General features: G+C 50.2%; 21 protein-coding genes and 1 pseudogene. 8 read left to right on the top strand and 14 right to left on the bottom strand.

Features of this window, described 5'->3' with window-relative positions; all coding sequences use genetic code 11:
- Positions 1-393: 393 nt before the first annotated feature.
- Positions 394-855, bottom strand: a complete 462-nt coding sequence (locus H6G21_RS09105; RefSeq protein WP_190572934.1) for an SRPBCC family protein — start codon at positions 853-855, stop codon at positions 394-396.
- A gap of 653 nt (positions 856-1,508) precedes the next feature.
- On the opposite strand from H6G21_RS09105, the gene H6G21_RS09100 reads away from it, so the two are divergent.
- The gene (locus H6G21_RS09100; RefSeq protein ID WP_190572933.1) at positions 1,509-3,083 is read left to right on the top strand and encodes a mechanosensitive ion channel; all 1,575 of its coding nucleotides are present in this window, start codon (positions 1,509-1,511) and stop codon (positions 3,081-3,083) included.
- A gap of 180 nt (positions 3,084-3,263) precedes the next feature.
- Here the strand turns inward: H6G21_RS09100 and H6G21_RS09095 are convergent, their stop codons facing one another.
- Together H6G21_RS09095 and H6G21_RS09090 are read right to left on the bottom strand one after the other, a co-directional pair.
- On the bottom strand, positions 3,264-4,883 hold the full coding sequence (locus H6G21_RS09095) for a SpoIID/LytB domain-containing protein (protein ID WP_190572931.1): 1,620 nt from the start codon (positions 4,881-4,883) through the stop codon (positions 3,264-3,266).
- 96 nt (positions 4,884-4,979) lie between these two features.
- Positions 4,980-5,243, bottom strand: coding sequence for a sulfiredoxin (locus H6G21_RS09090; protein WP_190572929.1), 264 nt, complete (start codon positions 5,241-5,243; stop codon positions 4,980-4,982).
- 119 nt (positions 5,244-5,362) lie between these two features.
- Here H6G21_RS09090 and H6G21_RS09085 point away from each other — a divergent pair, with 119 nt between their 5' ends.
- Complete coding sequence (locus H6G21_RS09085; protein WP_190572927.1) at positions 5,363-6,667, top strand: glutamate-5-semialdehyde dehydrogenase; 1,305 nt, start codon at positions 5,363-5,365, stop codon at positions 6,665-6,667.
- A 66-nt stretch (positions 6,668-6,733) separates the two neighbouring features.
- Here H6G21_RS09085 and H6G21_RS09080 read toward each other — a convergent pair whose 3' ends face one another.
- The 6 genes from H6G21_RS09080 to H6G21_RS09055 all read right to left on the bottom strand — a co-directional run bounded on the left by H6G21_RS09080 (position 6,734) and on the right by H6G21_RS09055 (position 11,938).
- Positions 6,734-7,561, bottom strand: a complete 828-nt coding sequence (locus tag H6G21_RS09080) for a hypothetical protein (protein WP_190572925.1) — start codon at positions 7,559-7,561, stop codon at positions 6,734-6,736.
- Positions 7,562-7,722: 161 nt separating this feature from the next.
- Positions 7,723-8,433, bottom strand: a complete 711-nt coding sequence (locus tag H6G21_RS09075) for an HAD family phosphatase (RefSeq protein WP_190572923.1) — start codon at positions 8,431-8,433, stop codon at positions 7,723-7,725.
- Positions 8,434-8,632: 199 nt separating this feature from the next.
- The gene (locus H6G21_RS09070; RefSeq protein ID WP_190572921.1) at positions 8,633-9,505 is read right to left on the bottom strand and encodes a class I SAM-dependent methyltransferase; all 873 of its coding nucleotides are present in this window, start codon (positions 9,503-9,505) and stop codon (positions 8,633-8,635) included.
- 382 nt (positions 9,506-9,887) lie between these two features.
- Positions 9,888-10,157 carry a 50S ribosomal protein L27 gene (gene rpmA, locus H6G21_RS09065; RefSeq protein ID WP_190572919.1) on the bottom strand — a complete coding sequence of 90 codons (270 nt, stop codon included), beginning with the start codon at positions 10,155-10,157 and terminating at the stop codon, positions 9,888-9,890.
- 125 nt (positions 10,158-10,282) lie between these two features.
- Positions 10,283-10,618, bottom strand: a complete 336-nt coding sequence (gene rplU / locus H6G21_RS09060) for a 50S ribosomal protein L21 (protein WP_190572917.1) — start codon at positions 10,616-10,618, stop codon at positions 10,283-10,285.
- A gap of 90 nt (positions 10,619-10,708) precedes the next feature.
- Positions 10,709-11,938, bottom strand: a complete 1,230-nt coding sequence (locus tag H6G21_RS09055) for a metallophosphoesterase (RefSeq protein ID WP_190572915.1) — start codon at positions 11,936-11,938, stop codon at positions 10,709-10,711.
- Positions 11,939-12,113: 175 nt separating this feature from the next.
- Between H6G21_RS09055 and trmB the strand changes: the two genes are divergently transcribed.
- Positions 12,114-12,746, top strand: coding sequence for a tRNA (guanosine(46)-N7)-methyltransferase TrmB (gene trmB / locus H6G21_RS09050; protein WP_190572913.1), 633 nt, complete (start codon positions 12,114-12,116; stop codon positions 12,744-12,746).
- Positions 12,747-12,808: 62 nt separating this feature from the next.
- Here trmB and H6G21_RS09045 read toward each other — a convergent pair whose 3' ends face one another.
- The 3 genes from H6G21_RS09045 to H6G21_RS09035 all read right to left on the bottom strand — a co-directional run bounded on the left by H6G21_RS09045 (position 12,809) and on the right by H6G21_RS09035 (position 16,783).
- Complete coding sequence (locus H6G21_RS09045) at positions 12,809-14,476, bottom strand: phospholipid carrier-dependent glycosyltransferase (RefSeq protein ID WP_190572911.1); 1,668 nt, start codon at positions 14,474-14,476, stop codon at positions 12,809-12,811.
- A 114-nt stretch (positions 14,477-14,590) separates the two neighbouring features.
- Positions 14,591-15,955, bottom strand: a complete 1,365-nt coding sequence (gene codA, locus H6G21_RS09040) for a cytosine deaminase (protein WP_242041736.1) — start codon at positions 15,953-15,955, stop codon at positions 14,591-14,593.
- A gap of 447 nt (positions 15,956-16,402) precedes the next feature.
- Positions 16,403-16,783 (bottom strand): hypothetical protein, encoded by a 381-nt coding sequence (locus H6G21_RS09035; RefSeq protein WP_190572902.1) that lies wholly within the window; start codon positions 16,781-16,783, stop codon positions 16,403-16,405.
- Positions 16,784-17,367: 584 nt separating this feature from the next.
- On the opposite strand from H6G21_RS09035, the gene H6G21_RS09030 reads away from it, so the two are divergent.
- The 5 genes from H6G21_RS09030 to nuoK all read left to right on the top strand — a co-directional run bounded on the left by H6G21_RS09030 (position 17,368) and on the right by nuoK (position 21,733).
- Entirely contained in the window at positions 17,368-18,504 is a 1,137-nt protein-coding gene (locus tag H6G21_RS09030; protein ID WP_190572900.1) for a citrate synthase, read from the top strand.
- 355 nt (positions 18,505-18,859) lie between these two features.
- On the top strand, positions 18,860-19,978 hold the full coding sequence (gene nuoH / locus H6G21_RS09025) for an NADH-quinone oxidoreductase subunit NuoH (protein WP_190572898.1): 1,119 nt from the start codon (positions 18,860-18,862) through the stop codon (positions 19,976-19,978).
- A 59-nt stretch (positions 19,979-20,037) separates the two neighbouring features.
- Positions 20,038-20,652: an NAD(P)H-quinone oxidoreductase subunit I gene (gene ndhI / locus H6G21_RS09020; RefSeq protein WP_190572896.1), complete on the top strand. Its 615-nt coding sequence runs from the start codon at positions 20,038-20,040 to the stop codon at positions 20,650-20,652.
- Positions 20,653-20,731: 79 nt separating this feature from the next.
- Positions 20,732-21,340, top strand: coding sequence for an NADH-quinone oxidoreductase subunit J (locus H6G21_RS09015; RefSeq protein WP_190572894.1), 609 nt, complete (start codon positions 20,732-20,734; stop codon positions 21,338-21,340).
- 87 nt (positions 21,341-21,427) lie between these two features.
- Positions 21,428-21,733, top strand: coding sequence for an NADH-quinone oxidoreductase subunit NuoK (nuoK, locus tag H6G21_RS09010; RefSeq protein ID WP_190572893.1), 306 nt, complete (start codon positions 21,428-21,430; stop codon positions 21,731-21,733).
- A 560-nt stretch (positions 21,734-22,293) separates the two neighbouring features.
- Here the strand turns inward: nuoK and psbC are convergent.
- Entirely contained in the window at positions 22,294-23,676 is a 1,383-nt protein-coding gene (psbC, locus tag H6G21_RS09005; protein ID WP_190572891.1) for a photosystem II reaction center protein CP43, read from the bottom strand.
- Positions 23,660-24,336, bottom strand: a pseudogene (locus H6G21_RS09000) (photosystem II D2 protein (photosystem q(a) protein)); the annotation flags it as partial. The pseudogene H6G21_RS09000 and the gene psbC, both read right to left, overlap by 17 nt.

The raw sequence follows: 24,336 nt of genomic DNA, 5'->3' as shown, positions 1-24,336 counted from the left end.
GAAACACCATTAATTTTTGTGAAGCTTACTAGACTGATTGTAAGCGGTTGCAATCAGTGAGGTTGACTATAAGGATGAACTGATTTCCCCCTCTAGGTCAAGTGACAAGAACAACCTTATCTGCGTTTTTCACGGATTAAATGGAAATTCCGGAAAATTTGGTGGCTTGATTGAAAAGGTGCAAAGCCAGTGGTTCTTGCTGATTGGTGACATCTTGAGAGATCTCAAGACCTGTCTTGATTTTTTCACTGGCTCTGTATTTGTACGATCGAGAGGGGTGAGACCCCCTACTTCTATCCTGAAATAAGACGGAAAAAAAGTCTATCTTTTGGAGACTAGACATCCTGAGGTTAGAGCTTCGATCCCCAAGTTGTAAATTTGAACATCCCAGGGTTAGACTCCCGATCGTTGGTGGATCTCTTCTGCCACCCGTTTCAGTCGGCGTAGTTGCGTTTTCATATCCTCCGCTGTCCAACGTGCTGCAAACCACTGGAAGCCCAAGGACACCAGAGGATTGGGAATCTCAAATTCAAAACGATTCAGCAATAACGTGCCTTCGGGCGTGGGTCGGCATTCCCAGCGATCGCGCCCGCGAAAAAATCCTTCAAATTCCCAGACCACGAGTCCCGGTTGTCGTTCCACAACTCGATTACGCAGTGTGGGATTCAGGAAAGGAACTTTGACAATGAATAAACTTTCACTGCCTAAATCAGTACTCCAAGGGCCTAAGGGCTGACATCGCAAGGCAGGATTCAGCCAACGATGCATCAATTCGAGGTTGGTAAAGCATTGTTCAACAACGCTAGCGCTGGCATGGATAGGGATGGATTGCTCAAAAACTTGCCGATCGGGCATTGGAAAATTGCACTGGAAATCCCAGTGAAGACACAACTTTAGATACGGATATTTAACCCTAGGACACCACTCAAAGGAGGGGGACAACGAATTAAGAAATCGCTCCAAGGAATTTAACTGAAGAAATGGTTGATTCTATGAATGAACAATATAAATTTTTCGCTAGTTTAGCGCTTGATTAATCGTTTTAAATCAATTTAGTTTCTGATTTAAATCACATCTTTTATGATGCATGATATGCATAGGAATTTTTCCGTTTTAGCAAGCTTACTGTGGACTGAGGCCCTGGAGGAGTCAGAGCCCACAGGTCTACGGTCGGCCTACAGCGGTTAACAGTCTGTGGCTCAATGCCTGGGTTAACGGTCTGTGGCTCAATAGGCTCAGATGGATAAGGGAACGTCATGTCAGGTTTAATCTAAATTTCTTTAATCTAAATTTCTTTAGAGCATTCATAAATCAGCATAATTATATTGCTTAGTATTAATACTATCTTTCCCAGATTCGGCTAAGCCAGTACCCTATTAGCAACAACCCTTTTGTATTCCACACGCTAACTTTTTGACTTCAGTTCCTGCTGACTGCAACGCCCGTCCTTCAGTCCTCGTCATACAGCGCAAGCTTGTGCAGTCCGTTATGGTTGGAAGTTTTAACTTATGGATATTGTTTTGCAATGGGCCAACCCCAACAGCGTGAGCTGGCTGGGTGCGCTCGGATTGATGAATTTTGATGGCAGCTACTGGTTAAACATCTTGACCAATATCTTCATTGCCGTCGCGATTCTGTTCTTGGGCTGGCTGGTCGCCGTTTGGGTGTCCAGCGTGGTCAAAGGAATTCTCAAACAGACAAATCTTGACAATCGCTTGGCCGATTGGGTGGCGGGTTCCCCGCAGCCGGGTCTCAACATTGAGGCAGTGGCTGGCGGGATCACATTTTGGATCATCATGATCCTAGCGGTGGTGGCGGTTCTTAACTTTTTTAACCTCACCACGGTTTCCCAGCCCCTCAATAATTTTCTCTCGATTATTTTTGAATATTTGCCCAAACTAGGCGGGGCTGCGTTGCTCTTGGCGCTCGCTTGGGTGATTGCGACCGTGGTTAAGGGGTTAACCATTCAAGCGGCTCGATCGTTTGAGTTAGACAGTCGCTTCAACAGTGCATCCAATGAAACGCCGATCGTCCTGAGTGAGACGTTGGGTAATGCCCTGTATTGGTTCGTATTTCTCTTTTTTCTACCGATTCTGCTGGATGTCCTAGGACTCAAAGGCACCCTGGGGCCTGTGCAGAATCTGCTGAATGATGTTTTAGCGGCCCTGCCCAGAATTCTAGAGGCCAGTATCATCGCTGGGGTGGGCTGGTTCGTGGCTCAAATCGTCCGGGGTATTGTGTCCAACTTGGTCGCAGCCACTGGGATTGATCAGATGGGTTCCCGAGTGGGCCTCAGCCGATCGACCACCGGTCAATCCCTCTCTTCGCTCTTAGGTTTACTCGTCTACGTTCTGATTCTGATTCCAACGGCAACGGCGGCCTTGGCAGCGTTGAAAATTTCAGCGATCGCCGATCCCGCCACCAACATGCTGAATCAAGTGCTCAAGGTGATCCCGCAGATCTTCATGGCGGGGTTAATTTTGGCGGTTGCCTACGGGATTGGTCGGTTTATTGCAGATTTGGTGACCAGCTTGCTGCAAGGATTTGGCTTTGACAATATTCTGACCGTTTTGGGTATCCAAGCAGAACCCCGTCCCAGTGCTCCCATCTATCCAGAATCGGAGGGTGAGGTGAGCCGTACGGTGCAAACGCCGTCGGAAATTGCTGGGATCGTGGTGTTGGTTGGCATTATGCTCTTTGCCACGATCGCCGCTGTCGATGTGCTGCAATTACCTGCGCTCAAAACGGTGGTTCTGTCCGTGCTAGCCGTTGCGGGTCAGGTCCTGGTTGGCGTCTTAATCTTTGCGGTGGGCATGTATTTTGCTAACCTCTCGGCACGGCTGATCCGCAGTTCCGGGGTTCCACAGTCAGGCACCTTGGCCAATACGGCTCGCATCGTCATCCTAGCCTTCACCGGAGCCATGGCACTGGAACGGGCAGGGGTGTCTACCAATATTGTGAATCTTGCCTTTGGATTACTCCTAGGAGCCGTGGCTGTCGCGATCGCGATCGCCTTTGGCCTCGGGGGCCGTGAAGTTGCGGCGGAACAATTACGGGATTGGGTCAAGCCCTTTAAAAAGTAGATTTTTCAGGAGTCTGGGCAGTCCCAACTTTTTCAGGCCATTTCAGTTCGTCCAACAATGGGGCTCTCACTCTAAATCGTGACCCCGATCGCAGGAATCAACCTTGTTCGATCGGGGCATTTTTTAGCGGTTATCCGCTCACGGTTGTGGGAGCCATAGTTTTGTTTGCAAGCTGACGATCTAAGGCTGTGAGGGTTCTCGGTAGAAGGTGATCGAGGAATTGAGGGGTTGTAGCTGGGTGCCTGGGAAATAGAAGCTGAGAATGCGATCGTAGCTGTAGCCTTGCTTGGCCAAATGGTAAGACCCATATTGGCTAAGGCCCACTGCATGGCCCAGTCCTCCGCCCACAAAGGTATAGCCCTTGAGCTTGCGGGGCTTTTCCAGAATGGGATCGAAATAAAACAACATGCTATTGGGGGATTCAAAGGCCAACAGCACATCATCTTTCTCTAGCACCACAAACCCTAAATTCGTCTGCACCGCCATTTTCATGACCCGCCCCACCCGCGATCGCTCAACCACTTGCATATCTTGAATGGTGGTAAAGCCTGCGAGGGGATGGCGAATGCTTTTGAGATACTTTTGGAGGTCTTGGGTGACTTTCTCCAGGGATGCTTCTACCTTCCAACGGAAATAGCTAGACTCTTCCGATTCGTTAAATCCCTGAGTGAGCTTCAAAAAGTCCCGCAGATTATTTTCATCGGACAGGGGCCGTTCCATTAAATTCCATAGCCCATTGACCGAATCCAGTTTACCCATCAAGTAAGGGCGCTCTTTGCCACGCCACACTTCATGGAATGGAGCCATTACCCCTCCCGAAGTCGAGGAATACAACGCATCCACTAGCTCATTTTTATAGGTCAAAACCATGCCCCGAGTCGTCGCGATCGCTTGATCGGTGGCTGCCGTGACGCCGTTCAAGCCAAAGTACACCTGACATTGGGTGGTGGCACACAGTTGATAATTGTCGATCGCAAACCGCCGCAAATTCCGTAGGACGTAGGTACGGGCGAGGATGGCTTGGGCTTCCATGGCGGCTTTGGGCGCTCCGGTGCCAATTTCATAGGGCACGACACCCCGCAAGTACGTCTCCAGGTTAACCAAGTTGACCAAGCTGTAGGTGCCATAGGCGTTGGGTTGCAGCTTGAGGCTTCCGGCAAAGGTGCGATTGGGGGCATCATCTTTCTCCCGATCGACCTGAATCATGCCCTTGCTGGACGAAATTTCCAGGCGATCGCGGGTATATTTCAAGCCACTCAGCACAAACGTCGCGCGGGGAACTTCCTTCAGCGTTTGGGTCTCCAGTTGTGCGGTTTTAACGCCCTGGGCTTGCAAATTTTGCACCAGCATTCGCCGTACAGTGGGCGTTTTGTAAACCCCCCGTTTGGCCCAAACTTGCCAGCGATCGGGTTGGGCAATTTCCACTTCAATGCCCCGTTTGCGCCACTCTAGGGCTTGCTCCTCTGCGGTTTCAAAGCTGCGATGGGTGCTGAAGATGACCCGCTCTTCCACCCGTGGTTTCGGCAACGGCTGGAGGGCAATTTCCAGGGTTAACGCGTTGGTTGTCAGGGTTTGCACCTTGCCATCGTTGGCCGGAATTTTGATCGTGAGTTGATCCCCCGGTAAGGCTTGGAGGGTCAGCTTGTCCTTGGCTCCCTTATCCCCAAATCGCTGAATAATGCCGATCTGTAGCTCAACATCTTGCGGTGCTTGGGCTTGGGCTACGGGCACCAGCCCCCCGATCGCACAGGAACTCACCAACCCAATATAGGAAGCCGGACGCAGCAAACGGATCGCCATTCGAGCCACACACCAAAAATTACGCCTTTGATTGTAGTGCCAACGCTGGAACATGGTCTAACTCGTGGAAAGACAGTCTCTATTCATCGATGGCACCTAGGCTAGGTGACGGAGCAATACCGATCGAGGTGCCCGCCGAATCCGACAAAGAATGGTTTCGTGGCCCAGTCTGGTGCAGGCTTCATAGCGGTGACAGCCAGAGAAGCCGTAATATTCACCCTCCACTTCCAGCACTTCGATCGGTTCTTGTAAGCCAATTTCCGTGATCGAGGCCATGAGGGCTTGTACCTTAGCAGGATCATTACTACGAGGCAAGGGGCGGCGAATTTGGCTGAGGGGGAGGGCTTCAATGCGTGCCATCGTGCTTCACTCCGATATTCTATACAAACTCATAACGACTTCACTCTAACAAAGATTCCCCCAAACCGCTAATCTAGAAAGATAAAAATTGCAACCATCAAGATTCACCTCGCGCAACTATGACTGCTCTTCAGGCTCAGCCCGATCTTCTCACCCTGGCGCAACAGACCCGTACCGCCGCTCGATCGCTGGCGTCCCAGGCGACCGAAGCCAAAAATCAAGCCCTCCACGCGATCGCCGATGCCCTAGCCGCCCAAGCACCCGCAATTTTGGCGGCTAATCAAGCGGATTGCGAAGCGGCCCAGCGGGATGGTATCTCCTCGGCGTTGTATGCAAGGCTCAAGTTGGACGAAGCGAAGTTACAAAGCGCGATCGTTGGGGTGCGGGATGTGGCTAAGCTACCGGATCCGATCGGGCAAATCCAACTCCATCGGGAATTGGATGCGGGACTGGTGATGAAGCGGCTGTCCTGTCCTTTAGGGGTATTGGGGGTGATCTTTGAGGCGCGCCCGGATGCAGTCATGCAGATTTCTAGTCTTGCGGTCAAGTCGGGCAACGGGGTGATTCTCAAGGGCGGCAAGGAGGCTGTGCATTCCTGCGAAGCCTTAGTCAAGGCCATTCACCAAGGCTTGCAAAGGGCGGGATTAGATCCCAATAGTGTGCAATTGTTGACGACTCGGGAGGAAACCCTGGCGCTGCTCAAGTTGGATCAGTACGTGGATTTGATTATTCCTCGAGGATCCAACTCCTTTGTCCGCTTTGTCCAGGAGAACACAAGGATTCCGGTGCTGGGCCATGCGGATGGCATTTGTCATCTCTATGTGGACGCGGCGGCGGATTTGGCCCAGGCGGTGACGATCGCGGTGGATGCGAAAACCCAGTATCCGGCTGCCTGCAATGCGATCGAAACGCTACTTGTCCATCAATCGATCGCTGACGTGTTCCTTCCCCAAGTCGCCCAAGCCCTGCAAAGCAAACAGGTGGAACTGCGGGGCGATGCTCCAACCCAACAGATTTTGCCGGGAATACAGTCTGCCACGGAAACGGATTGGGCCACGGAATACAGCGATCTCGTTTTGGCCATTCGGGTTGTGGATTCCTTGGCTGCTGCGATCGATCACATTAATACCTACGGCTCCCGCCACACTGAAGCGATCGTGACTGAAGATGCCGCTGCTGCTGCCACCTTTATGGGCCAGGTCGATGCTGCTGGGGTGTATCAAAACTGTTCCACCCGTTTTGCCGACGGATTTCGCTATGGCTTTGGAGCGGAGGTCGGCATCAGTACCCAAAAAATGCCACCCCGTGGCCCCGTGGGCCTTGAAGGCTTAGTGACCTATAAATACCAAATGGTGGGGGCAGGTCATCTTGCCGCTACCTATGCAGGTAAAGAGGCTAAGCCCTTCACCCACCGGGATTTATGATGACTGATCTGCTGAAGTCGGTTTCAACGGTAGTTGGCTAAACGAGTTGCTATTCAGCCGAACGAGTTACTGGGCCGTTGGTGCCGCTTTTCGGCGTTCACCGACTGCAATGGGCCGATCGATACTTTGAGCAATGTATTGATCGGCTTTGTATTGATCCAAATGCTGGAATAGGGCGATCGAAGGCGTCAAGCGGCAGGTAAAGAATTCCACCACTGCCCGTCCATCGGGTAGTACCTTCACCTTGGGGGATAAATCTTTGATCGGTTCATTGCGCCATTGCCACTGTAATTGCTGGGGCACCGCACTAATTAACTGATGCTTACTCCAGACTGCCGCTTTGCCCAAGGCTCCCAATTCATTGAATTCCCGTCGGAGCAGTGAGGCAATGAGAAAGGACGCAGGCGTGCGATCGCCCTGCACTGACGCCATCCAGTTGTCTAGTGCGCCCTGGGGGTGGGGAGGTTGTTCAGCTTGGTGGATTTCTGGGAGTGCTTGTTCGAGCTGAGCGGTGCAACTCAGGTGTTCTGGAACGGCCCACAGCTTACCGCAGCCTTCTTCGCCCAGCCGATAGAGATAGGTCACTAAACGGAACTCTGGTTGCAACGATAGTCCGGGAAGTTTCATGAAAACTGCACCAGGATCAATCATGCTCAGGAACCAGCGACCCTGATTATTTGGCATGGGAACCCCTTCTTCCAAAGTGGCACCCACCCGAAATAAATCGCCCAATCCCACCAAGGAATCTGGTTCAGGTACTGCAAAGCTGGAGCTGCCCATTTCTAGCTTCGGCAGCCGACATGGATGATTTTCGGATTCTGGCAAAACAACATTAGATTTAATGTACTGCCGAATTTTCTGCAAGGCATCGAGGGGAATTTTCTGAGTAGACATGCAGATACATGGAAACCCTGGGGAATGTCCCCCTATAATGCCCGTATTTAGATTTGGTTACACATTTTGCAATTTGGAGCGGTCTTGCTATTTGTCATCTCTACGCGATGGGTGATCTCTGCTGAATCCATACTGAATCCATTCGGCTGGTGAATTGAAATTTAAGCCGCAGTTGGGTTGGCATAGAGATCTTGCAGGCGATCGAACTCGATATCCGACAGATAATCCACTGCCCAGTTAGCCCGCCGTTGCATCATATGAAAGGGGTAGGTATTGGCTACGCCTACGACTGGCATCTGGGCATTTTTAGCCGCTTGAATCCCCGCAAAGGTATCTTCGATCACCAGGCATTCCGAAGGCTGCAAATGCAAATCAGGGAACTCTTGGTTCAAGCGATCGACGGCTAAAAGATAGCCCGTTGGGTCGGGTTTGCTTGTGGTAATGTCATCCCCCGCAACAATGACGGTGAAACATTGCTGAAGATGACTGCGTTGCAGAATCCAGTCAATTTCCGATCGCAGCGCCCCACTGACGATCGCGAGTTTGCAATTGGCCGCGCGTACTTTGAAAATGAAGTCTTCTAACCCCGGATAAGTCGGGAGTTTTTCCAGTTCTGCTAATTGTTTGAAATAGGCCTCGGCCTTACGTTGAATTAAAGAAGTCAGCAACGACTCAGTGAGAACCCGTCCCCGGAGATTAAATAAATCGGTAAAGCAAGCTCGATCGCTGCGCCCGAGTCCATACTGCTTAAATTCACCGGGTTTAAGAATAAGGTTTTCCTCCAGCAGAATTTGTTCAACCAGCTTGGCATGGAGGGGTTCATCATTAATAATGACGCCATTAAAGTCAAATAAAACGGCTTTTAAAGTCATACCTGTTCTAACGTCGTCCCTGAAAATTCTAACGTCGTCCCTGAAAATGCGTGACCCAGATTGAGTTATGAATGCGTGACTCAGATTGAGTCATTGTAGAAGTATGAGGCTACACGATACTGTTCGATCAGCGATCGTTGATCGTCAAGCGATCGCCTTGCGACAGCGTTGCCCATTGCGCTATCTTCGCCCAATTGTCTCATCCTACCGCCCATTCCAGATCTTCCAATGCTTCTAAATCGGCAAACAACGCTTCCTCCGGATTGGGGTAATGAACCCCTTTAACCCCCCGGCTAATTTGATGAACGAGCCAGTGATCTTGCGTGCGTACAAAGCCAAACTGGGCAGCTCCGAGCCAAGCATCCAAGCTTTCTGCCGCATAGTTTTCTAGGTGCGGTTCTTCAAAGAGAGTCGTGATAAAAGAGGTTTGGCGCAGGGCTTTTTGGTTGCAGTCTAATAGAATGATTTCACCCCCCGATCGCAAGACTCGATGGGCTTCCTGGAGTACCGCTTGGGCGATCGCAGGGGGCAACTCGTGGAGCAACAGTGACGCAGTGACAACATCAAAGGAATTATCTGGAAATCCGGTTTGCTCTGCTTTTCCATGCCGCCAGTGGAGGTTCAATTGCGCTTCCAAGGCTTTTTGTTCAGCCATCGCTAACATGTAAGGCGACAAATCCAGCCCCACCACTTCAGCACTGGGAAAGGCTTCTTTCAACCGACAGGTGGTGGAACCCGTCCCACACCCCAAGTCGAGAATGCGGCTAGGGTGGCTTTGAATTGCATCAATGACGCCCTGTCTGACCCAATCTTCATTCGGGGGTAATGCATATTGGGTGATGGCATCGTAGGCAACGGCGGCTTCCGGGCACAGGTAGCCATCGGTAAAGCCATGGCATGAAAGTTCACGATAGTAGCGAGGATAGATGATCTGTGGATTGGTGAATTGGCTTAAGGCACTATCCCAGTCAATACTGTCCTGCTGTGCTTGCAGCTCCTCTCGATCGAGTAAGAAGTGTTGTAATACGGGGGCGACCCATCGCTCAAACAGGGTTCCGCTGTCGTCCCTCATGCTGTATGCCTCACTGCGTCACTCGTCTTCGAGTGTAGCGCGACCTATCTCAAATGAGGAAAACCCATCGAAATGAGTCGTCCCCATCAACCTGAACCATTGCCAGTCAATGCAAATCAACTTAATGCAAATCAACCAGTAATGTAGATTAACCAAATCAATGCAAATAAAAAGAGGAAAGCCGACATGCACTTTCCTCCTTTTGTTTCATCCTAAAGACAGATTGGAGAACTGAGCAGATACCCCGTTAACCCCTTGATTATCGTCGGCTAGGAAGTTTTCGATTGCTAGGTTTGTTGATTGTTAGGCGAGTTGCCTATCAGCCAGCAAACCTTACAGTTAGCGTAACTAGAGAGTTAGCGCAACTAGAGAGTTAGCGCAACTAATTAGCGCAAGCTTCTACAGGATAAACGCTGACTTTCTTCTTGCTCTTACCCAAGCGTTCAAAGGTGACAACACCGGGAACAAGGGCAAACAATGTGTCATCGCTACCACGACCCACGTTGTTACCGGGGTGGATTTTGGTGCCCCGTTGACGAACGATAATGTTACCCGCTTTAACCACTTCGCCACCGTAGCGCTTCACGCCGAGGCGTTTGGCATTAGAGTCGCGACCGTTTCTTGTACTACCTGTACCTTTCTTATGAGCCATGGTTTCCTCTCAAATCTGCTGAAAAAACTTCAAAAGTTTTCCGTCTTGGATAGGCTTTAACCGAATTACTCGTCTAAAACCTATGGTCTAACGGCCTACGTTTGGAGCGACCTCTGCGCAGAATTTTACGCAGAAATAGTTTGACCGCCGACGGTGATTGACTCGATCAGCAGACGGGTTTGCTCTTGGCGGTGACCCCGCTTTTTGCGGGTCTTTTTCTTGGGCTGCATTTTGTAAACCAGTACCTTTTTAGCTCGGAACTGTTTCAAAATTTTGCCTTGCACCGTTGCACCAGAGACGGTGGGCTGACCGACTGTAATTGCACCGTCGTTGCTGACAAAGAGAACTTTGTCGATCGTGATCGCGGTGTCTGCGTCGCCAACCAAGCGCTCTACATCGTAGAAGCGACCGGGTTCAACCCGCATTTGCTTACCGCCAGTCTCAATAATTGCGTATGCCATTGTCTTTGTCCTTAAACTGCCGTACAGGTAGCCCATCGAATGCGGATGAGGCATTTCGGTCAAAACCTGATCCGAGCAAATAAACGCCAGTTATCCAGTATGCCCTACGACGTTATGGGAAGTCAACTCAACGGCGTGTTCTTCTGTCTGAGGGGGTTGGAAAAAGAGGGGACAGGCATAGAGAGACCAAGGTTGTAAATCGTAGGACTTCCGATGACTGTCCGCCCCTCGACTCTGGCCAACATGGAGGGACGCTTGGTTATCGATCGCCCCATGGCTACTAAAGGCTGCAAAATAGCTCCGGGCTGGCTCTGGGAAGTGGGCAAAATCAAAGACGGCATCGCCATTGGCAACCGAAGGCCAAAACTGCTGTAAGTCACCAACGAGCCCTTCCGCTTCTGCTTGGGGTAGGTTGAGCGGTGGTTGCATGAGGAGTTGCAACATGTAGGAGGCGCTGCGATCGCTCATGAGGCGGTGGGTATCCTGGGCTAAGGTTTGCCATTCAGGAATCGCTTCTACCCGGCCTGAGTCCATATGGAGCCAGTGGCGGCCTTGGCGATCGGTCTGAAATTGAAACACCCGGTAGGGATGGGGATAGCTGACGAGCGAACCCGTTGTGATGTCGTAAACGCCATCCTGCAAGGCCACATCCTGGATATGGAGGTGCCCGGTAAAGACTACATTGACGTTATAGGTTTGTAACAGTTGACGCAATTCCGCTGCATTCTCCAACATGTAGCGCTTGCCGAGGGGCTGCTGGGATTGCTGGGGCATGTGCTCGCAAACATTGTGGTGGATCATCACCATGACAAATTCATGGGTGGACTGAGCCAACACCGCTTCTAGCCAGACGAGTTGTGCCTCCGTCAGTCGTCCCACCTGTTTGCCTTGGGCATCAAAGGTGTTGGAGTTCAGCCCGATTAACCGCACCCCAGGTAAAATCTCATGGCTATAGTCATGGGAGCGGGGATCCTCATAGCCAAAGGCGCGATAAAAGTGAGGGAACTCTGAGTAGGCGATCGACTGCTCATTCGCTTCCATCACCGGAATATCATGGTTGCCTGGAATCACATAGGCGGGGTAGGGCAACTGTGCCAACCGTTGAGCCATCCACTGATGATTTTCCGGTTCCCCATGCTGGGTCAGGTCTCCTGGAATCAGCAGAAAATCTAGGTCAAGATCCTTCAACCGCTCTAATACCACTTCTAGAGCTGGAATTCCCACTTCTACCAAGTGCATACGACTGGGATGCTGCCAAACGGTGGATGGAAGCGCAGCATGGATGTCACTAACAACCGCAAAGCGAAAATTCAGACTCATAGAAGTTCACTGACTAATTTCAAAAACAGGGAAGAAGAAGTGTCAGCAAGGATGAAATCCACTGCCTCTAAGTTAATGGGTTCCCAAATTTTCTAGCAACGGTCTCAAGTGGTAACTTAAGAAGTCGGAATGTAGCGGTTCTCTATCTTAAGTCCTACGTATACGCATCAAGACTATGTCCCTGATCCGGGTTCGTGAACATGTCAATCCGTTGGCACTAAAGTACCAACAACCCACTGAAATCCCTCACTGGGAGTCAGTTTACGCCGATTTATCCCGTCCGCTCCATCTGGATATCGGCTGTGCCAAAGGTCGATTTTTGCAAAAAATGGCTCAAACGGATCCAAGTTGGAATTACCTGGGCCTGGAAATTCGATCGCCCCTGGTGGTTCATGCCAACGAGTGGCGGGACGAGCAAGGATTGAAAAATTTACATTTCTTAGCCTGTAATGCCAACAAAACCCTGCGACCGCTCTTGCAATCTTTGGTTCCGGGACAGTTGCAACGGGTCACTATCCAATTTCCCGATCCATGGTTCAAGAAGAAGCACCATAAGCGACGGGTTGTACAGCCGCCCTTAGTCCAGGACTTAGCGGATTTTATGGCCCCTGGAACTGAGGTGTTTATTCAATCCGATGTGTTGGAAGTGGCGGAGGAAATGCGCGATCGTTTTGGTAATCACCCGGCCTTTCAATTGCAATCGATCGACTGGCTAGACACCAATCCCATGCTGGTACCGACGGAACGGGAATTGGCCACGCTGCGGGATGGCGATCCGGTCTATCGCCTACTGCTCAAGCATCGGTGATTCCGGGCTTGGTTGATTCCGGTCTGGTGACCCCCGATCGGTAGAAGCGACCTGTGGAAACTTTAAGGGCTCAAGCGATGCGTGGTTGCTTCCGGTGCGGGGGTGGTTTGAACGGGGCGGCCCTGAATCCACAGATCAAACCACATGCGCAGTCGGTAATCCTGTGAAGAGGCCAAGGGCAATCCCAAATAAATCGGCATCCACCAAATAAATCCCACGATCGACAGGGTAATGCAACTCTTGGCGAAATTGCTTGAAGGGGAATTGGGGTAACGCAGGGCGAGATCCAACCATAATGCTAGGGCGATCATGGCAAATACTGAAGCCCCCATGTAGTGGTAGATAAATGCACAACGGCTAATTTTCATCCAAGGAAGAAGATTGGCTGCATAGTTCATGACTAAATAAAGCAAAATCCAAAATCGATTAGTCAATAAAATTGATTGGCTCTGAGTTGATGGATGATGAGTGAGTGCCGCCATTCCCTTGCCCAAGCGAACTAGGACTGTCCCGATCGTGAACAAGATTGCGATCGTCGTCATCCACCATAGAAACGGATTGCCCATGGCGTGAACGGCGTAAATCGGTGTTTCAGATCCGGTAGACGGTGCATTGGGTTGCAGAAATTCGTAGGGGCTGATGCCCGTGCGGTAAAAATAAGCGACGGGAATGCCCATGATGAGCCAACTGATCCAGTTAGAACAGTAGGGATGCACTTGTCCAATGACATTTTTGCCCCGGTGGTAATTCCAAATCTGTTGTTGCATCTCCCACAGTCCAGGGTTGGGGTTTTGTTGTAAATGGGGGAGCCACAGTACCAGATAGGTGACGATCGGGAGAATGACCAACCCGAGAATCAGCGCGATCGGGGGAAGCTGTGTTATGGATTGGCAAAGATTGACTGGGGTGGGAGGCGCGATCGGGGCGTTAGATGGCGAGGCCGATGGTAAGTTATTGTGTACCGGGTGTAGCAGGTTTCCAGGGATTGCTTCTTGTGCCGTTAGGCTAGGTGACAAGGAGCTAGGTGACAAGGAGCTAGGTGACAAGGAGCCATTTTTGAAATGAACCATCCCTTTAAGTAGCCATGCCGCCCCTACAATTCCATAAATTCCTAACAAAAAAGACAGTCCATTCCATTTAATCGAAGCTGCACAGCCAAATATTAAGCCTGCAAGAAAGAGCCAAAGCCATTTTTGGAGTGATGAATGAATCCGAACAGCGATCAGGAAACAAATTTGACCCAATAGACCGAATAATACTAAATAAACGTTATTCAGTGCATAACGGGATTCAACTAGAAATAAACCGTCAATTGCTGCGATTAACCCTGCAATGAATGCAAATCGTCGTCGATCGCTCAGCTGATAGACCAGTCCTGCAATTACTAGGGGAATCAGGGAGCCTGTCAAGGCGTTTAACCAGCGATAGCTCCAGGTTTTTAGGACTGAACCCGTCAGGGAATTGGTGACCCCATCTCCAAAGGGTAACTTTTCGCCCAACCAAATCCCGATCGCGATGAGGTATTGACTCAAGGGCGGATGGGCATTGAAAAATGGCGTATGGGTGAGGTAATTATTGGCGAACTTCGCGTAGTAAACCTCGTCAAATACAAAGGTGTTTAAGCGCTCTAGCCCCCAAAATCGTAAACCGAGGGAAATGATAAAAATCCCTAACAATCCCCAGTAATAGGTTGCCTTGGAGAGATCGGACGATCGAGCAGCACCTTGCATACAGCAGCTTCCTGAACAATGAAATTCTTCCGTGCAGCTCATGTGGAGATTCACGGGAGTCTTGTCCGTTGTACCAGATTCTTTAGTCGCTGCCTAGATTCTTTCGTGACGGCCTCAGTTCTGGCCTCGCCATACGGGATGACTAGGAGGGGTTTCCGCGAGAATTCGGCCTTGGGAAATCACGGTTTGAACCGTGGCTCGACGCCGCAAAGCATCGTAGCGATCGCCAGCATCCAGCACCAGTAAATTGGCAGGCTGACCGATGGCAATCCCGTACTGATCCGCGACGCCCAAGGTTTTTGCCCCATTCCAAGTCACCATGTTGTAACAGGCATCGATTTCCGCTGTGCCTGTCATTTGGCAGACATGAATGGCCATCATCGCTACATCCAACATATTGCCCGTTCCTAGGGAATACCAAGGATCTTGCACGCAATCGTGCCCCAGACTGACATTTAAACCCGCTTGCCATAGCTCCTTGACTCGGGTCACACCGCGCCGTTTGGGATAGCTATCTGTACGTCCTTGCAATGTAATGTTAATCAACGGATTAGCAATGAAATTAATCCGTGATCGCTGCAAAAAGCCCAGCAGTTTAAAGGCGTAGGCGTTGTTATAGGAACCAAAGGCGGTGGTGTGACTCGCTGCCACGCGATCGCCCATCTCTCGCCGCAATGCACAGGCAGACACCACTTCTAGGAAGCGGGATTGGTCATCGTCAATCTCATCGCAGTGAATATCAATCCAGCGATCGTACTGCTCAGCAAGTTCAAAAATCCGCTGGATCGATCGCACGCCATCTTCCCGCGTCAACTCGTAGTGGGGAATGCCCCCTACGCCATCGGCCCCCTGCTTCAGCGCTTCTTCCAGCAAAGCTTCATTCCCAGGACTGCCATAAATCCCATCTTGGGGAAAGGCTACAACTTGCAAGGTCATCCAATCTTTGACTGCCTCACGAACTTCGAGAAGGGCTTGGAGAGCCGTTAGACTCGGTTCACTGACATCAGCATGGCTGCGCACAAAGAGAACGCCCTGCATTGCCTGTTGCTTGAGGGTCGCGATCGCCCGCTGTTTAACATCCTCTAGGGATAGATTGCGTTTACGATCGCGCCAAATTTCAATTCCTTCAAACAGCGTGCCACTTTGATTCCACCTGGGTTCTCCTGCGGTTAATGCAGAGTCCAGATGAATATGGGATTCCACAAATGGAGGACTGATGAGTTTACCTGTCACATCTAAAATCTGCTGGGCTGCTATCCCCGCTCCAGTGCCATCGACCTCAGAATTTGATGCAACTGTTGGACTTGATGGACTTGATGCACTTGATGCGATCGTGTCAGGAATTGCTGACTCGGAAGTCGTTGAAACATTGGGGACGATCGCAACAATTTGTCCCTGGGAAATTGCAATATCAGCCGAAATCCAGCGATCGGGCGTCACTAAAACTCGCCCACCCTGAAGAAGAAGATCACAGTTCATGTCTATGGTGGTTCCACTAGATACACCAAAGGGCTAGAGACAATGGCTCTAACCCTTTAACACCCCAACAAATTGGAATTTGACAACTCACCCAGTTCTTGCATGAACCACTGCAAAACACGACTAGATACCCTCAGTTTGGGTTGCAGTTAGCAATGGTACTGTGCAGAACAAAAAACAACTGGGATAGAAAACTAGCTTGTGCACTCAACTTGTGCACTCAATTTAGGCTGCTTGACTGAATGCTTTGCGGCCTAACGTTTTGCGACCTACTGTTTTTTAACCTACTGTTCTTCAACCGACTGAGGTCGTGATGCTGTCGTGCCCTCACAAACTGAGAAAATTGGGCAGTCGAAACGACTTCTTAAATCCTGCGCTGAATCCTGCCATTGGAAAGTCAATTTTGTAGGAATCTTCCGGTTAAGCCACTGATTCCGGTAAGGCGACCTAGGAAGCCTCCATTAACTGGTCAAACCAAGGTTGAAACTGGTCACGGCGAAACACTTGTGCCCTGCGGCGATAGTCGAATCGAACGAGACTGGGAATGCCATGCTTATGGATACAATCTTTTAACCAGGTTGCAACCCCTTGCCCAATTTCGGGCACCCACTCTGCTTGAAATGGGCCGTACATTAGCACTAGATGGTTGTGATCGCCAAGAGGCGCGTCTTGTTCAATTAACTGTGTCAAACTCTTTTGGGGGGGACGATGCCCTCTACGCTGCGAGGCGGCCCAACTTTTATCAGGGCGGGATTCTCCGTGGGCAAAGGAATGATTGGATTCTTGACTAGCTTGGTGAGACCGACGATAGGAATGTCTCTGAGGCATATAGCTCCTTAATGAGAAAGGACAAAAGTCGCCATTGCACATACATATATGCTGGTTCAGCCCAGACTGCGGTAGCCCAGATGACACAGGACTGACCTGTAGGACTGCTTCTGACGACTAGGTTTGTTCAACTGAATTTGTTCAACTGAATCAATTCAACCGAATGTGTTCAATTGATAATTGAAGGGAATTGTCAATCTTTATAACTTCATAATATTGCCTTTTACAAAAAACGGCAAATTTTTTATCATTTTTTGAAGTTTGAGCCACTAATCTCAATCCAAGTATGGTATGTGGCGATTGTGGATTGGTGACAACTGTGAACTGGCGGTGATTATGAACTACTGGTGATTATGAACCTTTGTAACCAGCGCCCGATCGAGGATTTCTTAGGTGAGGGAGAGAAGGAAGGCGATCGCAGGGATGTGCTTTTTGGTAATAAGATGTGCTTTTTGGCAATAAACTCTATATCCCATCTCCTGACATCACCACGCTTCTTTCTCCGAGAGTCTCCCCCCATCCTCCGGTAAAATCTGATAATTTAACTGCATATAGTTGAAATATTGCAGTAAGACGGTGTCCCCATGACAGTTTGCGAATACCGCGCTGGTTTAGAAGGCGTTCCCGCAACCCAATCCAGTATCAGTTTTGTTGATGGGCAAAAGGGAATTCTGGAGTATCGGGGCATCCCTATTCAGGAACTTGCTGAGAAAAGTACCTTTTTAGAGACAGCCTACCTCTTAATTTGGAACGAGTTGCCCAGTGCAGAGGATCTCGGGGCCTTTGAGACTGAAATTCGCTACCATCGACGGTTGAAATACCGCATTCGGGACATGATGAAATGTTTCCCGGAAAGTGGCCACCCCATGGATGCCCTCCAGGCCTGTGCTGCAGCCCTGGGTCTGTTTTACTCCCGTCGAGCGTTAGATGATCCGACCTATGTTCGAGCAGCGGTCGTGCGGCTACTCGCTAAAGTTCCCACGATGGTGGCGGCATTCCAACTCATGCGGAAGGGGAACGATCCAGTGCAACCTCGGGATGATTTGGGCTATGCTGCGAATTTTCTCTACATGTTGAATGAGCAAGAGCCAGATCCTTTAGCAGCTCATATTTTTGATGTTTGCTTGACCTTACACGCAGAACACACGATTAATGCTTCCACCTTTTCTGCGATGGTGACCGCTTCCACACTGACGGATCCCTATGCAGTCATTGCCTCGGCGGTGGGAACGCTGGCAGGCCCTCTGCACGGTGGAGCGGCGGAAGAAGTGATTCTCATGCTAGAAGAAATCGGATCCGTTGAAAATGTACGTCCTTACTTGGATCATTGCCTGGAACATAAGAAGAAGATCATGGGCTTCGGTCATCGGGTTTACAAAGTAAAGGATCCGAGGGCCAATATTTTGCAGGAGTTGGCCGAACAGCTATTTGCTAAGTTTGGCCAAGATAAGTACTACGATATTGCGGTTGAAATGGAGCAGGTTGTTGCAGAAAAACTGGGACACCGAGGCATTTATCCCAACGTAGACTTTTACTCTGGCTTGGTTTACCGAAAACTCGGTATTCCTACGGATTTGTTTACGCCCGTATTTGCCATTTCCCGGACTGCTGGATGGTTGGCTCACTGGAAGGAACAACTGGCGGAAAACCGCATTTTCCGTCCAACTCAGATCTATACGGGGCTTCACAGTGCGCCCTACGTTCCGATCGAGCACCGATAAACCTAAGGTTTTAAAACCGTCGTGATGGGTCTCGCCCCTCTTCACGAAAAAAGAAAAACTTGCCAGGATGAAGGTGTGACGATTTTCAGGAACTCCAGCCCTCAGACAAAATCTGGGGGTTTATTTTTGTTTGTGATAGGAAACCGGCTTGGACTCTCAATGGATTCAGGAACCAAAGTATTTTCCCAATCCTCATCTAAGGACAAATCCTTTGCATAGGTCGCAATTCAGACCACGATAGGAAGATATACTGGTCAGGGGAGTTTATCGACCTAGCTTGAGCGATCGCCATTGACCAATCGAGTTAATCAGATAAACCCGTGGTACGGACTGATGATGATGCCAGTGGGAAGCAATGAACCCAGGAATTGATCTTCAAGGAACGTTTATTGAATCGCTTCGGGGTTTGGGGATTCCAGCAGGTGCTGCCAAGGCGCTGTGGATGCCCCTACCTATGTTAATTATGCTGGTTGCCTCAACGGTGGCCGTCTTGGTGGCGGTTTGGCTGGAACGAAAAATTTCGGCGGCAGCTCAGCAACGGATTGGCCCAGAGTTTATTGGCCCCTTGGGGATTCTTGCCCCCCTTGCGGATGGCTTGAAGCTGATCTTTAAGGAAGATGTCATTCCGGCCAAATCCGATCGCTTGCTATTCACCTTGGGGCCCATGATTGTGGTGATCCCGGTGTTTTTATCCTATTTAATTGTGCCCTTCGGACAGAACTTGGTAATCACCAATGTGACGATGGGGGTGTTCCTTTGGATTGCCTTTTCCAGCATTGTGCCGATCGGCCTGTTGATGGCAGGTTATGCCTCCAACAATAAGTATTCGCTCTTGGGGGGATTGCGGGCCGCGGCTCAATCACTGGCCTACGAAATTCCGCTAGCTTTGTCAGTCTTGGCGATCGTGATGATGTCCAACTCGCTCAGCACGATCGATATCGTGCAGCAGCAGTCGGGCTATGGTCTGTTGGGATGGAATATTTGGCGGCAACCTGTGGGGTTCATCATCTTCTGGATTGCAGCGTTGGCAGAATGTGAACGGACGCCCTTTGACCTGCCGGAAGCAGAAGAAGAATTGGTCGCTGGGTATCAGACAGAATATTCCGGTATGAAGTTTGCCCTATTCTATCTGGGCTCCTACGTAAATCTCACCCTGTCTGCGCTATTGGTCGCAATTCTCTACCTGGGGGGGTGGGAATCTCCTGTTCCCGTAAGTTGGTTGGCTAACCTAGTCGGGGTTAGTGAAACGACCCCTTGGTTACAGGTGATTACAGCTTCCCTGGGGATTGTGATGACCTTGGTGAAAGCCTATGCCTTAGTCTTCCTAGCCGTTCTGATGCGCTGGACAGTTCCCCGTGTCCGGATTGACCAACTGCTCGATCTGGGATGGAAATTCCTATTGCCCATCTCGCTGGTGAATTTGTTGGTCACGGCTGGCCTGAAACTCGCTTTCCCTGTCGCCTTTGGTGGCTAAGGTTTGTGATGAATTCCGTATTCCGTTTCCCTTGCAAGGTGAATTATAGAAGGTGAACCATGCTGAAGTTTCTTAAGCAAGTCAGCGACTACACCAAAGAAGCCGTCCAAGCTGCAAAGTACATCGGCCAAGGATTGTCGGTCACCTTTGACCACATGCAACGGCGACCTGTGACAGTCCAGTATCCCTACGAAAAACTGATTCCCTCAGAACGATTTCGAGGACGGATCCACTACGAATTTGATAAGTGTATTGCCTGTGAAGTTTGCGTGCGGGTTTGTCCCATTAACCTGCCGGTTGTTGACTGGGAATTTAACAAAGAAACGAAGAAAAAGGAACTGCGTCATTACAGCATTGACTTCGGTGTTTGTATTTTCTGCGGCAACTGTGTGGAGTACTGTCCCACTAACTGCCTGTCTATGACGGAGGAATATGAACTGGCCGCCTACGATCGTCACGAGTTGAACTACGACAACGTGGCCCTTGGACGGTTGCCCTACAAGGTGACCAACGATCCGATGGTGACGCCGCTGCGAGAATTTGCCTATCTACCTAAGGGAGTTGTGGAACCCCATGGTTTGCCATCAGGTTCGCAGCGGGCAGGTCAGCGGCCTGACGAGATTGCAGCTACGTTGAAAAAATCATCGGCCACTCCGACGGAAGAGGCCAAGTAAGTCTTTATCTCGTTTTTTGAGTAAAATCTGACTGGGTTTGGTATCGGTTTCAAGACTGGTTTGAGAGGGAGCAAGAGTTGTGAATCTAGCAGAAGGCGTTCAAATCGTCTCGTTTGGCCTCCTAGCAATCATGATGTTGGGATCCGCCTTTGGGGTGGTTTTATTAGGTAACGTAGTCTACTCGGCATTTTTGTTGGGGGGCGTTTTCATCAGCATGTCCGGACTGTATTTGTTGCTCAATGCTGACTTTGTGGCAGCCGCTCAAATTCTGATCTATGTTGGTGCGATTAACGTTTTGATTCTCTTTGCCATCATGCTTGTCAATAAGCGTGAAGACTTCAAGCCTGTCAAAGGGCTGGTTGTGCGTCAAGCAGCCACGGCCTTAATTTGTATTGGGCTGTTTGCGTTGTTGGGAACCATGATTGTTTCAACCCCTTGGGCCATTTCTCCTCTCGTCCCAGCGGGTGATAGCGGTATTGTAACGATCGGGCTGCATTTCTTCAGCGACTATTTGTTGCCCTTTGAACTGGTGTCGGTGTTGCTGCTGATGGCACTGATTGGCGCGATCGTGTTGGCTCGTCGGGAATTTATTCCGGAAATTCGCTCTTCGAAGGGTGAAGACGAAGCACTTATGTTGCCGGAACGTCCTCGGGAGTTGGTAGCAGCGTCTAAGGCTGAGCAGAAGTAACGAATCTTCAAGATGAGACCGCCCCAATCCTGATCACCTTTATCCCTCTCTATTCGTTTAGGAATTGAAGCGTAAGGAATTCAACCGATGCAACTCCAGTACTTTCTTCTAATTGCAGCTGCTTTGTTCTGCATTGGGGTCTATGGTTTGGTAACGAGTCGCAATGCGGTTCGGGTTTTGATGTCGATCGAACTAATGTTGAATGCTGTCAACCTCAATTTGATGGCGTTTTCCAATTATCTAGATCCTCAAGACATTAAAGGCCAAGTCTTCACGACGTTTGTGATTGCGATCGCTGCTGCAGAAGCTGCTGTAGGACTCGCGATCGTTTTAGCCATCTACCGCAACCGCGACACGGTGGATATGGAGCAGTTTAACTTGCTGAAATGGTAGGTCATTTAGATCATTTATTGGTGAATGAGATTTCCGATTTGGCAGGTATTACCGATTTGACAACAGTTTGATTCCCCTATGGATTCTGATTGAAAGCTTTGTAGTTAACTGCAAAGCTTTTTTGTCTTTCCGTTGGCCATCAGCTCAGATGACTCTTTGTTGGTATAGGTATTGCTGTCATAGGTATTGCTGTCATACTTTTGTTGGTCATAGCACTTTTGTTGGTCATGGCAGTCAGCGTCATGATCAGCTGAGTTCCGATAGTGCAATTATTCCTCTCCTAGAACCTTGTCTCAACCGAATTCCACCTGGAATTCCGCCTGAATGCCTCATAACCAACTCTTTTCTCACGCAACAGCAAGGCGTTGTAGATAACTGTCAGTCAACTGAGAGCATCTCTAACGGTATATCCATAGAACTCCAAAATCAAACTAATAAGACCCGACTCATCCCAACAAAAATGCTTGACTAAAAATAAAAAGGCTCCTGTAAGGAGCCTTTTTATCATCTTTGTCTAAACCAGACTTAAATCAACCTGTTGATCCAATCGAACTAGTTGATTAGTCAAGGTTAGGCATAGACAGTGCGGGTTCATTCTCACGATCGATCCCTCTCTCAAAGCCTGCAACCGCAGCCCGAGCACGACCAGCGTGCCATAGGTGACCAATCAAGAAGAAGAAACCAAGGATGAAGTGGGAAGCTGCCAACCAAGCGCGGGGGTTCACGTAGTTAAAGGAGTTAATTTCCGTTGCTACGCCACCCACCGAGTTGATGGAACCCAGCGGTGCATGGGTCATGTATTCAGCAGCCCGACGTACTTGCCAAGGCTGAATATCATTTTTGATCTTGCTCAAATCCAGACCGTTAGGTCCACGCAGAGGCTCCAACCAAGGACCACGGAAGTCCCAGAAACGCATGGTTTCACCACCGAAGATGATTTCACCCGTGGGAGAGCGCATCAGGTATTTACCCAGACCCGTGGGGCCTTGAGCAGAACCGACGTTAGCACCCAGCTTTTGGTCACGGATCAAGAAGGTCATCGCTTGTGCTTGGGACGCTTCAGGGCCAGTGGGGCCAAAGAATTCACTGGGGTAAGCCGTGTTGTTATACCACACCATGACGGAAGCAATGAAGCCCATCATGGACAGTGCACCAAGGCTGTAGGAAAGGTAAGCTTCACCAGACCAAATGAATGCACGACGCGCCCAACCAAAGGGTTTGGTGAGGATGTGCCAAACACCACCGAAGATACAAATCAACGCGATCCAAATGTGACCGCCGATGATGTCTTCCATGTTGTCCACCCCGATGATCCAGCCTTCACCACCGAAGGGAGCCTTGGTGAGATAGCCAAAGATTACCGCAGGGTTTAGGGTCGGGTTCGTAATCACACGAACGTCACCACCACCGGGTGCCCAGGTATCGTATACGCCACCGAAGAACATGGCTTTAGCGACCAAGAGCAAAGCACCGCCACCCAGCATCAGCAGGTGATAACCAATAATATTGGTCATTTGGTTCTTGTCTTTCCAGTCGTAGCCAAAGAAGGTGGAATATTCTTCCAGGGTATCGGGGCCACGAACTGCGTGGTAAATCCCACCCAGACCGAGAACCGCCGAAGAAATCAGGTGCAATACACCTGCAACAAAGTATGGGAAGGTATCAACAACTTCACCACCCGGGCCTACGCCCCAACCTAGGGTTGCAAGGTGAGGAAGCAGGATTAAACCTTGCTCATACATGGGCTTTTCAGGGATGAAGTGCGCGGTTTCGAACAGGGTCATCGCACCAGCCCAGAATACGATGAGACCTGCGTGGGCTACGTGAGCACCGAGCAACTTACCAGAAAGATTAATCAGGCGAGCATTACCCGACCACCAAGCAAATCCCGAGGATTCTTGGTCCCGGTTCCCCGCCACCATGCGATTAGAGAGCGTTACCACGGGGCAGTACCTCTTCGGGGAAAGTAAAGTGTTCGTGAATCTGGTCTTGAGGAGCCATCCAAGCACGGATCCCCTCATTCAACAGAATGTTCTTCGTATAGAAGGTTTCAAATTCAGGGTCTTCCGCTGCCCGCAATTCCTGCGACACAAAGTCATAGGCCCGCAGGTTCAACGCGATGCCCACAATCCCAACCGATGCCATCCACAACCCAGTCACGGGCACAAACAGCATGAAGAAGTGCAACCAACGCTTGTTGGAAAACGCAATCCCGAAAATCTGCGACCAGAAGCGGTTCGCGGTCACCATCGAGTACGTTTCTTCCGCTTGGGTCGGGTTGAACGCACGGAAGGTGTTCGAGCCTTCACCATCTTCAAACAGCGTGTTCTCAACGGTCGCACCGTGGATGGCGCACAGCAGCGCTCCACCCAGAATGCCCGCCACTCCCATCATGTGGAAGGGGTTGAGCGTGAAGTTGTGGAACCCTTGCACGAACAGGATGAAGCGGAAAATCCCCGCTACCCCAAAGCTCGGGGCAAAGAACCAGGAAGACTGGCCCAATGGGTACATCAGGAAGACGCTGACAAACACCGCGATCGGGCCGGTGAAGGCGATCGCGTTGTAGGGTCGCAGTCCGACCAGACGAGCGATTTCGAGCTGAC

The sequence above is a fragment of the Alkalinema sp. FACHB-956 genome (assembly GCF_014697025.1).
Lineage (GTDB): Bacteria > Cyanobacteriota > Cyanobacteriia > Leptolyngbyales > Leptolyngbyaceae > Alkalinema.
Note: the sequence above shows the minus strand (reverse complement) of the source record. Positions and strands in the feature narration are given on the sequence as shown.